General features: G+C 71.7%; 10 protein-coding genes and 1 pseudogene. 6 read left to right on the top strand and 5 right to left on the bottom strand.

Annotation, left to right across the window (positions count from 1 at the left end; genetic code table 11):
- Positions 1 to 46: 46 nt before the first annotated feature.
- The gene (locus MMA15_RS23255; protein ID WP_241062033.1) at positions 47 to 1,453 is read left to right on the top strand and encodes an FAD-dependent oxidoreductase; all 1,407 of its coding nucleotides are present in this window, start codon (positions 47 to 49) and stop codon (positions 1,451 to 1,453) included.
- Positions 1,454 to 1,541: 88 nt separating this feature from the next.
- Here the strand turns inward: MMA15_RS23255 and hemE are convergent, their stop codons facing one another.
- Positions 1,542 to 2,615, bottom strand: a complete 1,074-nt coding sequence (gene hemE / locus MMA15_RS23250) for a uroporphyrinogen decarboxylase (RefSeq protein WP_241062032.1) — start codon at positions 2,613 to 2,615, stop codon at positions 1,542 to 1,544.
- A gap of 290 nt (positions 2,616 to 2,905) precedes the next feature.
- Between hemE and MMA15_RS23245 the strand changes: the two genes are divergently transcribed.
- The 5 genes from MMA15_RS23245 to MMA15_RS23225 all read left to right on the top strand — a co-directional run bounded on the left by MMA15_RS23245 (position 2,906) and on the right by MMA15_RS23225 (position 9,741).
- Entirely contained in the window at positions 2,906 to 3,574 is a 669-nt protein-coding gene (locus MMA15_RS23245; protein WP_241062031.1) for a DUF3000 domain-containing protein, read from the top strand.
- Between the two features lie 360 nt (positions 3,575 to 3,934).
- Positions 3,935 to 4,609, top strand: a complete 675-nt coding sequence (locus MMA15_RS23240; RefSeq protein ID WP_028433019.1) for a response regulator transcription factor — start codon at positions 3,935 to 3,937, stop codon at positions 4,607 to 4,609.
- Between the two features lie 266 nt (positions 4,610 to 4,875).
- Positions 4,876 to 6,153, top strand: coding sequence for a ribonuclease D (locus MMA15_RS23235; RefSeq protein ID WP_241062030.1), 1,278 nt, complete (start codon positions 4,876 to 4,878; stop codon positions 6,151 to 6,153).
- A gap of 238 nt (positions 6,154 to 6,391) precedes the next feature.
- Positions 6,392 to 7,612 (top strand): thiolase family protein, encoded by a 1,221-nt coding sequence (locus MMA15_RS23230; RefSeq protein ID WP_241062029.1) that lies wholly within the window; start codon positions 6,392 to 6,394, stop codon positions 7,610 to 7,612.
- Complete coding sequence (locus tag MMA15_RS23225; protein WP_241062028.1) at positions 7,609 to 9,741, top strand: 3-hydroxyacyl-CoA dehydrogenase NAD-binding domain-containing protein; 2,133 nt, start codon at positions 7,609 to 7,611, stop codon at positions 9,739 to 9,741. The genes MMA15_RS23230 and MMA15_RS23225 overlap by 4 nt, the downstream gene beginning before the upstream one ends.
- A gap of 204 nt (positions 9,742 to 9,945) precedes the next feature.
- Here the strand turns inward: MMA15_RS23225 and MMA15_RS23220 are convergent, their stop codons facing one another.
- From MMA15_RS23220 to MMA15_RS23205, 4 genes and pseudogenes are all read right to left on the bottom strand, one after another.
- Entirely contained in the window at positions 9,946 to 11,664 is a 1,719-nt protein-coding gene (locus MMA15_RS23220; protein ID WP_308290582.1) for an ArnT family glycosyltransferase, read from the bottom strand.
- 195 nt (positions 11,665 to 11,859) lie between these two features.
- Positions 11,860 to 13,809, bottom strand: coding sequence for a 1-deoxy-D-xylulose-5-phosphate synthase (gene dxs / locus MMA15_RS23215; RefSeq protein ID WP_241063405.1), 1,950 nt, complete (start codon positions 13,807 to 13,809; stop codon positions 11,860 to 11,862).
- 352 nt (positions 13,810 to 14,161) lie between these two features.
- Positions 14,162 to 14,258 (bottom strand): annotated as a pseudogene (locus MMA15_RS23210) (IS5/IS1182 family transposase); the annotation flags it as partial.
- 20 nt (positions 14,259 to 14,278) lie between these two features.
- Positions 14,279 to 15,124 (bottom strand): MerR family transcriptional regulator, encoded by an 846-nt coding sequence (locus MMA15_RS23205; RefSeq protein WP_241062027.1) that lies wholly within the window; start codon positions 15,122 to 15,124, stop codon positions 14,279 to 14,281.
- Positions 15,125 to 15,341 lie beyond the last annotated feature (217 nt).

Below are 15,341 nucleotides of genomic sequence, written 5' to 3'. Positions count from 1 at the left end.
GGGAGCCGGGGCGCCCGGCCCGGCGACGACGGAGGGAACAGGGATCATGGCTGCCGCACGCCGCATGGTCGTCGTCGGAGGTGACGCGGCAGGCATGACCGCCGCCTCGCAGGCCCGCCGCCACATGGGCCCGGACGAGCTGGAGATCGTCGCCTTCGAACGCGGCGCCTTCTCCTCCTACTCCGCGTGCGGCATCCCGTACTGGATCGGCGGCGACGTCGGCGAACGCGACGACCTGATCGCCCGTACACCCGAGAAGCACCGGGAGCGCGGCATCGACCTGCGGATGCACACGGAGGTGACACGCGTCGACCCGGACCGCTGCCGGGTCCTCACCCGCGAACTCCCGCCCGGCGGCGGCCCCTCCGAGGAACGCTGGAGCGACTTCGACCACCTCGTACTGGCGACGGGCGCCCGGCCGATGCGCCCGCCGCTGCCCGGCATCGACGCGGAGGGCGTGCACGGCGTGCAGTCCCTGGAGGACGGCCAGGCCCTGCTGGACGCCCTCGACCGGGCGGAAGCGCGCCGCGGCGGACCACGCCGGGCCGTGGTCGTCGGCGCGGGCTACATCGGCGTGGAGATGGCCGAGGCCCTGGTACGCCGGGACTTCGAGGTGACGGTCCTGGACCAGGCGCCGCAGCCCATGACGACCCTCGACCCGGACATGGGCGAGCTGGTGCGGGACGCGATGTGCGACATGGGCATGGAGGTCGTCACGGGCGCGGCCGTCACAGAGGTCGAGACCGGAGAGGACGGCCGTGCCCGCGCCGTCGTCACCGAGGAGACCACGTATCCGGCGGACATCGTGGTGCTCGGCCTCGGCGTCACCCCGGAGACGTCCCTCGCGCGGGAGGCCGGTCTTCCGCTCGGCGAATCCGGCGGGCTGCTGACCGATCTGGCGATGCGCGTACGCGGACGGGAGAACATCTGGGCCGGCGGCGACTGCGTCGAGGTCCTCGACCTGATCTCGGGCCGTACCCGCCACATCGCCCTCGGCACGCACGCCAACAAGCACGGCCAGGTCATCGGCGCCAACATCGGCGGCGGCTACGCCACCTTCCCCGGCGTCGTCGGCACCGCCGTCAGCAAGGTCTGCGACCTGGAGATCGCCCGTACGGGACTGCTGGAGGCGCAGGCGCGCGGGGTGGGGCTGCGGTTCGTGACGGCCACGGCCGAGGCCACCAGCCGCGCGGGCTACTTCCCCGGCAGCAGGCCGATGCGCGTGAAGATGCTCGCCGAACTCGGCACGGGACGGCTGCTCGGCACTCAGATCGTGGGACGCGAGGGCGCGGGCAAGCGCGTCGACATCGCGGCGGTCGCGCTCACCGCGGGCATGACCGTCGAGCAGATGACCTATCTCGACCTCGGCTACGCGCCGCCCTTCTCCCCCGTGTGGGACCCGGTGCTGGTGGCGGCCCGCAAGGCCACGGCGGCGGTGCGGAACGCGAGTTGACGATCGGGCGCGGCTCGACCGGCGGCTGCCCGGCCTGGCCGTTGCGAGCGGCCCGGCCGCGTGTGCGGGGCGGGATTCCCCGCCCGCCTCACCTCTCCGTCTGCTCGTGCACGTACGCGACGAGCCGCGTCAGCGCGTCCGGATCGGTCTCCGGCAGCACGCCATGCCCCAGGTTGAAGATGTGCCCCTCCAGGCCGCGCGCCGCGTCCAGCACCCGCCGGGCCTGCGCCTCGACGGCGTCACGGGGCGCGAAGAGCACCGCCGGGTCCAGGTTTCCCTGCACCGGCTTGCCCGGCCCGATGCGCCGTGCGGCCTCGTCCAGGGGTACGCGCCAGTCCGCGCCGACGACGTCGGCACCGGCCTCGCCCATGGCGCCGAGCAGTTCGCCCGTACCGACGCCGAAGTGGATGCGGGGCACGCCGTAGTGCGCGACGGACTCGAAGACCTTCGCCGACGCGGGCATCACGGAGCTTCGGTAGTCGGCCTCGGAGAGGGCCCCCGCCCAGGAGTCGAAGAGCTGCACGGCCGAGGCGCCCGCCTCGATCTGCACCTTCAGGAACGTGCCGGTGATCACCGCGAGCCGGTCCAGCAGCGCGGCCCACAGCTCAGGGTCGCCGTACATCATCGCCTTGGTGCGCTCGTGGTTGCGCGAGGGGCCACCCTCGACGAGGTAGCTGGCGAGCGTGAAGGGGGCGCCGGCGAAGCCGATGAGCGGCGTGCCGCCGAGTTCCCTCACGAGGAGCCGCACGGCCTCCGTCACGTATCCGACGTCGTCCGGCTCCAGCGGGCGAAGCCGCTCCAGATCGGCCCGCGTACGTACGGGCTGCGCGACGACCGGGCCCACGCCGGGCTTGATGTCGAGGTCCACGCCGATCGCCTTGAGCGGTACGACGATGTCGCTGAAGTAGATCGCGGCGTCGACGTGGTGGCGGCGCACGGGCTGAAGCGTGATCTCCGTGACCAGCTCGGGGCGCATGCACGAGTCGAGCATGGCGATGCCCTCACGGACCTTGCGGTACTCCGGCAGCGAGCGTCCGGCCTGCCGCATGAACCACACCGGGGTGTGCGGCACGGGCTCCCGGCGGCACGCTTTGAGGAACGCGGAGTCTTGCGGTGCGGCCGGCCGGACCGGCTGCGGCGGCTGGGGGTCGTTGACACTCACGCACCGCAGTCTCCCACGCCTCGGAGGGCCTGTTGACCGGCGAGGCGAGGCCGGGAGGCGCCGCTCCCCCGCCATCGCGGCCCCTGTTGCGCGTCGGCTGTCCGTACGCCGCCCACGAGCCGTCGGTTGTCAGCCAATCTCAAGGGCACGCCCCGAAAGCTTCCCCTCCCCGGCCACCCGCACCGGCCGCAGCGGCAGCCCCTCGCGATGCTTCAACACCCACCGCTCTTCGGCCACTTGCGAGTGTCCCTACCGGTCTGTGCCTCCCGCTCGCCCTACTCTTGCGCCCCATGGCAGCGGCGCGACCAAGGATGACGGAGGGCCCCGGCAGCTCGGGCGGCGAAAGCGAGGGCGTCCCGCTGCCTTTCCAGCATGCGGTGGCGGCACTGAACGCCGCGCACACCAGACCGGAGGTGCAGCTCTCCGCGCTGCCCGCGCCCAAGCGCCTCGCCCCGTTCTCCTGCGCGCTGTCGGCCTCGGTGACGGACCCCGCCGACGACTCCTCCGAACTGGCCGACGGCCGCTTCGTACTGCTCCACGACCCGGCGGGACAGGAGTCCTGGCAGGGCACGTTCCGCGTCGTCACGCTCGCCCGCACCGAGCTGGAGCCGGAGATGGCGGGCGACCCCCTGCTGCCCGAGGTCACCTGGTCCTGGCTGACGGGCGCCCTGGAGGCGCACTCCGCGGCGTACTCGGACTCCAGCGGCACGGTCACGCGCTCCGGGTCCTCCTATTTCGGCGGCCTCGACGAGCGTCCGCCGCAGACGGAGCTGGAGATCCGGGCGAGCTGGACGCCCCGCCCCGACGAGCAGGCCGCACCGGACGCCCTGCCGGACATGGCGCTCCATCTGACCGCGTGGTCGGAGCTGCTGTGCCAGTGCGCGGGACTGCCGCCGGAGCCGGGAGACGGAAGCTCCGTCGTCTCCCTCCCGAAGCGCCGCGGACCGCAGCCTCTCTGACGGCGGACTCCCTGACGCCTGCGTCTCGGATCGCGGCCCCTCCGACCGCGCCCAGTGCCCCTCTTCCTTGCGGCTCTTGATCACGGCGCCGGCGCCCCCTCATGGGTCTCCCCGTCGCACCGCTGCGGCGACCGTCCTGTGCCGCTCGCGCGTACCGCGTAAATCAGGCCCGACCCGGCGCCGGAAGCAGGCGTCGAGTGACTGTCCGAATCGGGAAATATCAGTCATCAATTGGTGATCTTCCCCTAAAGCGGGCCCCCTGAGCTGCCGAAGGAGTCTATGACCCTTCCACACGGAACCTCGGATCATCCCGCGCGATTACCGGAATGGTTCCGTCCGCAGCCAGCCCTCGGAGGCCCGGTGTCTGTTCTTCTTGAGCACCCCACAAGCCTGGTCGCCTACCGCCCGAACAAGCCGACGGCCATGGTCGTCGTGGCCGACCCCCGCGTCCGTTCCACCGTGACCCGACATCTGTGGGCTCTCGGCGTACGGGACGTGATCGAGGCGTCGTCGATCGCGGAGGCGCGTCCCCGAGTCGGCAACCCACGCGACATCTGCGTGGCCGACGTCCACCTCCCGGACGGTTCGGGCCTCAGCCTGCTGTCCGAGACCCGAGCAGCGGGCTGGCCGAACGGCCTGGCCCTGTCAGCCGCCGACGACATCGGCGCGGTGCGCAACGCCCTCGCGGGCGGCGTCAAGGGCTATGTCGTCACCGGCACCCGCAACAACCTCGGCGCCATGCCCACCCGGCACGGCGCGGCCCCCATCGGTGCCGCCGCCGCGCGCATGCACCGCCGCCCGGGCGGCGGTCCCGGAGGCCCCGGGCACCCCGGTGGCCAGCGGGAGCTGTCCGGACGTGAGGTCGAGGTGCTGCGGCTGGTTGCGGAGGGCCAGTCCAACAAGGCGATCGGCGTCTCGATGGGGCTCTCGGCGCTGACGGTGAAGTCCCATCTGGCACGTATCGCCCGCAAGTTGGGCACCGGCGACCGTGCGGGCATGGTCGCCGTGGCACTCCGCACGGGCATCATCCACTGATCACGAAGTTTCCCGGCCCTCCCCCTCCCCCCACGCTTCGAGGCGTCCGCAGGCGGCATGATCCGCCGGCGGGCGCCTCGCGTATATGCGCGGCGCATGGGCGACCTAGGGGCGCACCGCGCCGGGCCTTCGGCGCGGCCGGTACGCCGGGCGGTCCGCCGCCCCCGGAGGGCCCGTACGCGGCGCGGCGAGAATTCCGGTGCCATGGGCAACGGTCTGCCCGGACATCAGGACAATCACCGGCCTCGCGCAGCTACCCTTGAGCGGTGACCGACGCCCGAGAGACCGCATCAGCAAACCCCGCTAAGGCCGAAACCGAGGGCCAAGACCCTGGTCAGGCGCCGGTCCCCCTGCTCGAACCCCGTGAGGGCGTTCCACCCGTGACGAGCGACGCGGCCGCGCTCGCCGAGATCATCGCCGCCTTCGACTCGGGCAGCGGCCCGGTCGCCGTGGACGCCGAGCGGGCCTCCGGATACCGCTACGGCCAGCGGGCCTATCTCGTACAGCTACGGCGGGAGGGCGCGGGCAGCGCGCTGATCGACCCCGTGGGGTGCCCGGACCTGTCGGGGCTGTGCTCCGTACTCGCCGACTCGGAGTGGGTGCTGCACGCCGCCACCCAGGATCTGCCGTGTCTGCGTGAGATAGGCATGGTGCCCCGGCGGTTGTTCGACACCGAGCTGGCAGGGCGGCTGGCCGGGTACGCACGCGTCGGGCTCGGCGCGATGGTGGAGAATCTGCTCGGCTACGCACTGGAGAAGGGCCACTCCGCCGTCGACTGGTCCACGCGTCCGCTCCCGGAGCCGTGGCTGCACTATGCGGCCCTCGACGTCGAGCTGCTGATCGATCTGCGTGACGCGCTGGAGGAGGAGCTGGAGCGTCAGGGCAAACTCGCATGGGCGCGGCAGGAGTTCGAGGCCATCGCCACGGCGCCTCCCGCCCCGCCCCGCAAGGACCCCTGGCGGCGCACCTCCGGGATGCACAAGGTGCGGCGCCGCCGTCAGATGGCCGTCGTACGGGAGTTGTGGACGGCACGCGACAGGATCGCGCGGAAGCGGGACGTCTCCCCGGGCAAGGTGCTCTCGGACTCGGCGATCGTCGAGGCGGCGCTGGCGCTGCCGTCCGACGCGCGTGTACTCGCCGGGCTGCCGGGCTTCGGGCACCGGATAGGGCGCAAGCAGCTCGACCAGTGGCAGGCCGCCGTCGACCGGGCGAAGGAGCTGCCGGAGTCGGCCCTTCCGCAGCAGAGCCAGGCGACGAACGGGCCGCCCCCGCCGCGTTCCTGGGCCGACAAGGACCCGGCGGCTGCCGCGCGGCTCGCGGCCGCGCGGGCGGCGGTGACGGCACGGGCCGAGGAGCTGTCCATGCCGCAGGAGAATCTGCTGACGCCGGACACGGTGCGGCGTCTGTGCTGGCAGCCGCCCCGCGCCCGCACGGAGCCGGAGGTCGTCTCGGCGCTGCGGGCGCTCGGGGCGCGCGAGTGGCAGATCGAGCAGACCGCGTCGCTGCTGACCGAGGCTCTGGCGACGCCGGCGCCGTCCAAGTAGGCGCCTGCCGGGCCTCGGCGGTCGCGCCCGCCTCGTCGGAGTGACGACGGGGCGGGCGGTCTGCTGCCGGGCCTCGCACGCCGGACCGCACCGCCGGCGGGCTCGCCTCCCCCGGCCCTCGATGTGACGTGTGCCCCTCCCCGGAAACCGGCCTTGCCCCTCAGTTACCCACGGGTAGCATGGCTCTTGGGAAGCGCGCCGTACGGCGTAACTGCACCGCACCTGGAGGAGAGCCAAAGTGCCTCGTACCGCTAGGGACGTCGTCTTCGTCGACGGCGTCCGCACACCGTTCGGCAAGGCGGGCCCCAAGGGCATCTATCACGAGACCAGGGCAGACGACCTGGTCGTGAAGTGCATCCGCGAACTGCTGCGCCGTAACCCGGACTTGCCCCCGGAGCGCATCGACGAGGTGGCGATCGCCGCCACCACGCAGATCGGCGACCAGGGCCTGACCCTCGGCCGCACCGCGGGCATCCTGGCCGGGCTGCCCAACACCGTTCCCGGATACTCGATCGACCGCATGTGTGCCGGCGCGATGACGGCGGTGACGTCCACCGCCGGTTCCATCTCCTTCGGCGCGTACGACGTCGTGGTCGCGGGCGGCGTCGAGCACATGGGCCGTCACCCGATGGGTGAGGGCGTCGACCCCAACCCCCGCTTCGTATCGGAGAAGCTGGTCGACCAGTCCGCCCTGTTCATGGGCATGACGGCGGAGAACCTGCACGACCGCTTCCCGCATCTGACCAAGCAGCGCGCCGACGAGTACGCGGTGCGCAGCCAGGAGAAGGCCGCCAAGGCGTACGCCAACGGCAAGATCCAGCAGGACCTCGTACCGATCTCGGTCCGCCGCACCAACGAGGAGGGCGGGGAGACCGGCTGGGGTCTGGCCACGCAGGACGAGCCGATGCGTCCGGGCACCACCCTGGAGAGCCTCGCCGGGCTGAAGACGCCCTTCCGCGCGCACGGCCGCGTCACACCGGGCAACGCCGCGGGGCTCAACGACGGTGCCACCGCCTCGCTGATCGCCGCCGAGGACTTCGCCGAGGAGCTGGGTCTGCCGGTCAGGATGCGGCTGGTCAGCTACGCCTTCGCCGGTGTCGAGCCGGAGGTCATGGGCGTAGGGCCGGTGCCGTCCACGCAGAAGGCGCTCGCCAAGGCCGGGCTGTCGATCGACGACATCGGCCTGTTCGAGGTCAACGAGGCGTTCGCGGTGCAGGTGCTGGCGCTGCTCGACCACTACGGCATCGCCGACGACGACCCTCGCGTCAACCAGTACGGCGGCGCCATCGCCTACGGGCACCCGCTGGCCTCCTCCGGCGTGCGGCTGATGACGCAGCTTGCGCGGCAGTTCGAGGAGCAGCCGCATGTGCGCTACGGGCTGACGACGATGTGCGTCGGCTTCGGCATGGGCGGAACCGTCATCTGGGAGAACCCGAACTTCGAAGGGGCAGGCAAGTGAGCACCAACACCGCCGAGTTGCTGAAGGGCGCGGCCGAGCTGTTCCCGGACGAGGTCGTCACTCAGGCGCATGTGCGCCACCTCGAACTCCCGGGCGGCGCGGGCCGGTTCGCGCTGATCACCCTGGACAACGGCTTCGACCACACCAAGCCGACGACGTTCGGCCCGGCCTCGCTGGCCAATCTGAACGCCGCGATCGACCAGGTCGAGAAGGAGGCGAAGGACGGCGAGATCGTCGGCGTCGGCATCACCGGCAAGCCGTTCATCTTCGCCGTGGGCGCCGACCTCAAGGGCGTCGAGCTGCTGAAGGAGCGCGAGGACGCGCTCGCCATCGGGCAGGGCGGTCACGCGGTGTTCCGTCGGCTGGCCGACCTGGGCGTGCCGAGCTTCGCGTACTACAACGGCGCGGCGATGGGCGGCGGCGTCGAGGTGGGGCTGCACTGCACCTACCGCACCGTCTCGCAGGCCGTGCCAGCGTTCGGTCTGCCGGAGGTCTTCCTCGGGCTGGTGCCCGGCTGGGGCGGGTGCGCGCTGCTGCCGAACCTCATCGGCGCCGACCGTGCCGTCACGGTCATCGTCGAGAACTCCCTCAACCAGAACAAGCAGCTCAAGGGCCCGCAGGTCTACGAACTGGGCATCGCCGACGCCCTGTTCGAGGGCGCGGACTTCCTGGAGCAGTCGCTGCGCTGGACCGCTTCCGTGCTCAAGGGCGAGACCGAGGTCGTACGGGCCGAGGTCGACCGGGACGAGGCGTGGGACCAGGCCGTCGCACGCGGGCGGCAGATCGCCGACGACAAGGTGCACGGCGCTGCGCCCGCCGCCTACCGTGCGCTCGACATCGTCGCGGCGGCCAAGAGCGGCGACCTGCGTGCGGGATTCGAGGCCGAGGACAAGGCGCTCGCCGACCTGATCATGGGCGGTGAACTGCGCAGCGGCATCTACGCGTTCAACCTGGTGCAGAAGCGCGCCAAGCGGCCCGTCGGTGCTCCGGACAAGTCGCTGGCTCGTCCCGTCACCAAGGTGGGCGTCGTGGGCGCGGGTCTGATGGCCTCGCAGCTCGCGCTGCTCTTCGCGCGCCGCCTGGAGGTGCCGGTCGTACTGACCGACCTCGACCAGGAGCGGGTCGACAAGGGCGTGGGCTACGTCCACGAGGAGATCGACAAGCTGCTGCTGAAGGGCCGTGTCAACCAGGACAAGGCGAACCGGCTGAAGGCGCTGGTGACCGGATCGCTGGACAAGGCCGCCGCCTTCGGTGACGCGGACTTCGTCATCGAGGCCGTCTTCGAGGAGATGGGCCTCAAGCAGAAGATCTTCGCGGAGGTCGAGGCGGTCGTGCCGGAGCACGCCATCCTCGCCACCAACACCTCGTCGCTGTCGGTCACGGAGATGGCGTCGAAGCTCAAGCACCCCGAGCGGGTCGTCGGCTTCCACTTCTTCAACCCGGTGGCCGTGCTGCCGCTGCTGGAGATCGTACGAGCGGAGCGCACCGACGACGCGTCGCTGGCCACGGCGTTCTCCGTCGCCAAGTCCCTGAAGAAGACGGCCGTTCTGGTCAAGGACGCACCGGCGTTCGTCGTCAACCGAGTGCTGACGCGCTTCCTCGGCGAGGTGCTGCGCTCGATCGACGAGGGCACTCCGGTCGACGTCGCCGACCGCGCTCTGGCGCCGCTGGGCCTGCCCATGTCGCCGATCGTGCTGCTGGAGCTGGTCGGTCCGGCCGTCGCCCACCACGTGTCGGGCACGCTGCACGACGCGTTCCCCGACCGCTTCGGCGTCTCGGAGAACCTCGGCCGCGTCGTCGAGGCGGGCAAGCGCAACCTCTACGTACCGGGCTCCGGCAAGCCCGAGTTGGACCCGGAGGTCGAGGCGCTCTTCCAGACGGGCGATGTGCAGCTCACGGAGGAGCAGGTGCGCGAGCGGGCGCTGGACGCCATCGCCCAGGAGGTGCGCCTGATGCTCGACGAGGGTGTCGTCGCCGAGGCGCAGGACATCGACCTGTGCCTGATCACCGGCGCGGGCTGGCCCTTCCACCTGGGCGGCATCACCCCGTACCTGGACCGTGAGGGCGTCAGCGAGCGGGCCACAGGGCGCCGCTTCCTGGAGCCGGGGGTCGCGAGCGTACCGGCATAATCCCCCACGCCGACCGGCGCGCTCGCGAAGGCGCCCGTCCGCCGGCAAGTGGCCGGCGGACGGGCGCCGTTGTGCGTGCGAACAGGGCGGGAGGCCGCTACAGGCCGGGGGCGTCAGGCCGGGCGGCGAAGGCCGGGTGCACTGGATGATGGCCGGGGGACCGGCTGGGGGCAGCCGGGCGCGGATCAGGGCGCCGGGCACGGATCAGGGCGCCGGGCGCGGCGAACGGGCGTAGAGGACCGCACCGTCGACGGTGTCCACGCGTTCGTAATGGCGGGCGAGATACGCACGCAGCGTGGGCGTGTGCACGGCGCCGTACGGCTTCCCCCGCGAGTCGTCGACGATCAACTCGGGTGGCCTGCGCGCCAGTTCGCGGCGGAAATACGGCCAGGCGCCGGTCATGGCGTAGCGCTCCCCCACGCGGGCCCCGCCCCGGCCACCGCTGAAGTTGGTGAGGAAACCGGCGGTGAGGTAGCGGGAGGCGGGGGCGCGTTCGGCGAACCAGTAGCCCTCGGGATGCATGCCCCACAGCAGCACAGGCTCGGCGCGGGAGGTACGGGAGCGGACCTCGTCCGCGAGCCGCTGCTGATGGGCGAGTTCGGCGGAGGGGAAGAGCCACAGCGCCCAGCCGAGGAGACCCGCGGTCACCAGCGAGTTGAGGGCGATGGCCGCCTTCGCCGCGCGACTTGTGAGGTGGCGCAGTGCCTCTGCGGCCAACAGGGCGACGGCGGGGGTGAGTTGAAGGAAGTAGTGACCGAAGAACTGGAAGCCGACGCACACGGCCGCCGCTGAGGCCGCCAGCCAGATCCAGACGTCCGTGGTTCGGTCGCTTCCCGTGCCGGGCGCGGCAGGGGGACGAGATCCCTTGCGGGTACGGCTGCGGGCACGGACGCGGGTGCGCATCACGTAGAGCAGTGCCGCCGTCATGGGCAGGCAACCGGCAAGCAGCAGACCGCCGTTGGCGAGCGCACGCAGCAGCGCATGGCCCATCGCGCCGTCGGCCGACATGTAACTCCCGGACCCCGTGGCCGTCCAGAAGACGAAGCGTGCGGGGCCGTGGAGCAGCGCCGCCGCAAGCACGGGCAGCACGGCACCGGCCGACAGGCCCGACAGCGGCCGGCCGAGCGCGTACCGGGGCCGCATTCGCCGGGACCACAGCAGCCACAGCACGGGCACGAGCACGGCGCCGCCCGTCTGCTTGGTGAGCACCGCTCCCGCGACGGCCACGCCCGCCCACGCCCAACGGCCCCTGTCCGCACACCACATGGCCAGCACCGTCCAGGGCACCATGAAGACCTCGAACGTCGCCGCCTGCGTGTCCTCGGGAACCAGCGCGACGGAGGCCAGTACGAGGCACACTCCCGCGAACCGGCCCGCGCCCTCGCCCCAGCGGCGGCGCGCGAGCGAGGCGAGCAGCAGCGCGGACGCCAGCACCGCCAGCGACGCGGCCACCCGCAGCGGCCACAGCGACTCGTCGCCGAAGAGGGCGAACGCGGCGCGGTAGAGCCACGGCAGCAGCGGCGGCTTGCGGTCCACGACCGTCTCGTAGAGCGTGCCTCCGGCCGCCAACTGCCGTGCCTGCGTGGCGAGATATCCCTCGTCGGGGTTCCAGAGGGGGCGCGCGAAGGACGGCAGCCGCGTCACCGCGGTCAGCAGCATCAGTACGGGCAGCAGCCGGAGCCAGTACTGGCGGTCCCGTGCCGTGCCGGTCTCCACGGAGGCGCCCCCGGCGGCGGGGTTCTCGGTGGCGGCGCCGTCGCCGGGACCGTGACAGTCGTTCCCCGCCCCCGCCCCCGCCCCCGCCCCCGTCGCCGCCCGACTCCCGGACGCCGCGGGGCCCGTGGACTTCGCACTGGCCGTGGACGCCGTGGCAGGCGTGGACGTCGTACGGGTCGTGCGCTTCGTACGCGGTGGCGGCGGCATGGCACCAAAGCTAGCCGGGTACGTGGAGCCGACGCGGCGAGGGCCGGGTCCGAGCCCTCACGGGCACGGACCCGGCCCTTCGGTCCGGCTCCAAGCGGCGGCCGCGTCGGCGAACCGGCAACCGCCCTGGCTCAGTCGCCCGCGCTCAACCGACCGCGCGCAGCGACGTGTTCGGTGACGCGCACAGCCAGGCGCTCAGTCACGCGCCGCCTCCGCGGCCTCCGTCTCGTACCGGCCGTCCAGCTTCGCCACGAGACCCGTCACCTGACGGGCGATGTCCGGCGCGGTCAGCCCGATCTCGGCCATCACGTCCGCACGCGAACCGTGGTCGAGGAAGCGCTCGGGGATGCCGAAGTCACGCAGCGGCACGTCGACGTTCGCGTCGCGCAGCGACTGCGCCACGGCCGAACCCACGCCGCCCGCGCGGCCGTTGTCCTCGACGGTGACCACGACGCGGTGCTGCTCGGCCAGCGGCGCCAGCTCCTCGTCGACGGGCTTGACCCAGCGGGGGTCGACGACGGTCGTGGAGATGCCCTGCTTGTCGAGGAGGTCGGCGATCTCCAGGCACATCGGGGCGAGCGCGCCGACCGACACCAGCAGCACGTCCGGGCGCTGAACGTCGGCCGGTTTGCGCAGCACGTCCATCCTGCCCACGCGGCCGACGGCCGGAACGGCCGGTCCGACCTTGCCCTTGGAGTAGCGGACCACAGTGGGTGCGTCGTCCACCTCGACGGCCTCACGGAGCTGGAGGCGCACCTGCTCGGCGTCGCGTGGCGCGGCGAGACGCAGCCCCGGAACGCACTGGAGCACGGACATGTCCCACATGCCGTTGTGCGAGGGCCCGTCGGAGCCGGTGACGCCCGCGCGGTCGAGCACGAAGGTCACGCCGCACTTGTGCAGCGCCACATCCATCAGAAGCTGGTCGAAGGCCCGGTTGAGGAACGTCGCGTAGACGGCGAAGACGGGGTGCATGCCGCCGGTGGCGAGCCCCGCGGCCGACACGGCGGCGTGCTGCTCGGCGATGCCCACGTCGTAGACGCGCTCGGGGAACTCCTCGGCGAAACCGTGCAGTCCGACGGGGCGCATCATCGCGGCGGTGATGGCGACGATGTCCTCACGCTCACGCCCGAGCTTGACCATCTCCTCGCCGAAGACCGAAGTCCAGTCCGCGCCAGAGGACTTCACCGGCAGGCCGGTGTCGGGGTGGATGATCCCGACCTGGTGGAACTGGTCCGCCTCGTCCTCCAGCGCCGGCTGGTATCCGCGGCCCTTCTCCGTGAGGCAGTGCACGAGTACGGGTCCGCCGAAGCGCTTGGCGCGCTGGAGTGCGGACTCGACGGCGGCGAGGTCGTGGCCGTCGATGGGGCCGACGTACTTCAGGCCGAGGTCCTCGAACATGCCCTGCGGGGCGATGAAGTCCTTCAGGCCCTTCTTCGCGCCGTGCAGCGTCTCGTACAGCGGCTTGCCCACGACCGGCGTGCGGTTGAGCACCTCCTTGCCGCGGGCGAGGAAGCGCTCGTAGCCGTCCGTGGTGCGCAGCGTGGCCAGGTGGTTGGCGAGGCCGCCGATGGTCGGCGCGTAGCTTCGCTCGTTGTCGTTGACGACGATGACGAGCGGACGGTCCTTGGCGGCGGCGATGTTGTTGAGGGCTTCCCACGCCATGCCGCCGGTGAGGGCGCCGTCGCCGATGACGGCCACCACGTGGTCGTCGCTGTGGCGCAGCTCGTTGGCCTTCGCCAGGCCGTCCGCCCAGCCGAGGACCGTGGAGGCGTGGCTGTTCTCGATGACGTCGTGCTCGGACTCTGCACGCGAGGGGTAGCCCGACAGGCCGCCCTTGCTCTTGAGCTTGGCGAAGTCCTGGCGTCCGGTGAGGAGTTTGTGCACGTAGCACTGGTGGCCGGTGTCGAACAGGATGCGGTCCTTCGGGGAGTCGAACACCCGGTGGAGGGCGATGGTCAGCTCCACCACGCCCAGATTGGGACCGAGGTGACCGCCGGTCTTGGAGACGGAATCGACGAGGAAGGACCGTACCTCCCCGGCAAGCTGCTCCAACTGCTCCGGTGAGAGCTCGTCGAGGTCGCGCGGCCCCTCGACACGGGTCAGCAGATCCCACCTTCCCCGGCGCTGCGCCTTGGGGAACTCCACCGCCCCCGAACCGGGATGACGCGCCGAGCGCGGCCCCTTATCCACGGTGCCTCCTTGCCTTCGAGCGTGAGCGAGCTGTGCCGATCCGTCGAGTCTAATGTTCCGAGGGCCCCCGGGGTCTCCCGGCTGTGCGAGATCGATCACCCGTCTGGCCGCGCCGCGCCTCGGCGGAGGGCTCCCTTCCGGGGCGGAAGGCAAGTGCGGCACACCGCGCGGGAGGCGTCCGTTCCGGGGAACAAGGACGCGTGCCGCCTGCATACGGGCCAAGGTGGGTGCGTGCCGGGCGGCGCTCGCGAGGTCCGTACGCGTCGGCAGGACGTGCGTCCTGGAGCCCGGCTCGCCCGGTCCACGCACCGCCTGACGGCCGCACCCTCGACGGTGCGATCAGCGGCACGGCGATCTCCCACGACCCGTCCGGGACGATTCCAACTCCGAGTACCGTGCCCCATGTTGAGCCCGACGTCCCGGCTCAGGACTCGTCGAAAGCGACGAGTGCCATGGCGGTCTCGACGCTGTCCTCGTGCAGCACCTGACGGACGGCGGTGATCTCGACCATGCGGCCGCCGAGGTCGTGCTGGGCGGGGTACTGGACCAGGCGCGAGATCGCAGTGGCGTACTTGGCGTTCGAGCTTCGGCCCGGGAGGACGATCGACAACTCCTCCCGTGCCTGAAAGCTCTGCACCTCGACATCGCCGTGAAGAGCCGCGAGGGCCTTCTCGTCCGCCGTGACGGGGACCTTCACCAGCCAGTGCGGTCCCTCCGCGGTCACCTGCTGCTTCATTTGCTCTTCGGTCTCGGCGGCCGGGGAGCGCCACGGCGACCCCGAGACCACGGCCCCGCACGACTCCACCGTCTCGATGACTTCCTCCAGGGTGGCGGCGAGGGCGGTATCGGCGTAGTCCCAGTCGTAATAGTCACGTGCCCCGGTCTCCGGGCCGGGCACCACCTTCGACACCACGGTCATCCCGGGCACCTGGCGTATCCGCGGTTCCGGCCAGGCGGCGAGCAGCACACGTGCGTCACCGAGCGCGTTGTCCTGGATCTCCCTCCGGCGCCGCACTTCCACGCTGTGCTGCTGAAGAAGGGCGGTGGCGGTGTCCGGCTCGTCGAGCACGCGCCTGACGTCCTTGACGCTGAGTCCCGAACCGCGAAGGACGGTGACGAGCATGGCCTGTTCGACCTGGTCGAAGTTGTACGTGCGGTAGCCGGTCGCCTCGTCGACCTCGGCGGGAACGAGCAGGCCCTCGGAGTGGTAGTACCGCAGGGTTTGCGGGGGCAGTTGGCAGATGGAGCTGAAGTCGCTGATGGAGAGCATGGGACGAGATTCGGCCTTGCAGTAACCGGAGGGTCAACAATCGCCGATGTGGCATGGCCCACATCGGCGGCTTCGCCTGTGACCATCCGGCGGACACCACGCCACCGGGGCGTCGCCGTCGACGCCGCAACACCGCGGTTTGGTCCATCCTCGTCCAACTTCCCCTCGCCGAGGGAGAGTTGAGGGACGACGGGCTGAGCAGAGGGCGGGGCGCACC

The sequence above is a fragment of the Streptomyces marispadix genome, from assembly GCF_022524345.1.
GTDB classification, from domain to species: Bacteria; Actinomycetota; Actinomycetes; order Streptomycetales; family Streptomycetaceae; genus Streptomyces; species Streptomyces marispadix.
This window is presented reverse-complemented; position numbering and strand designations above follow the sequence as displayed.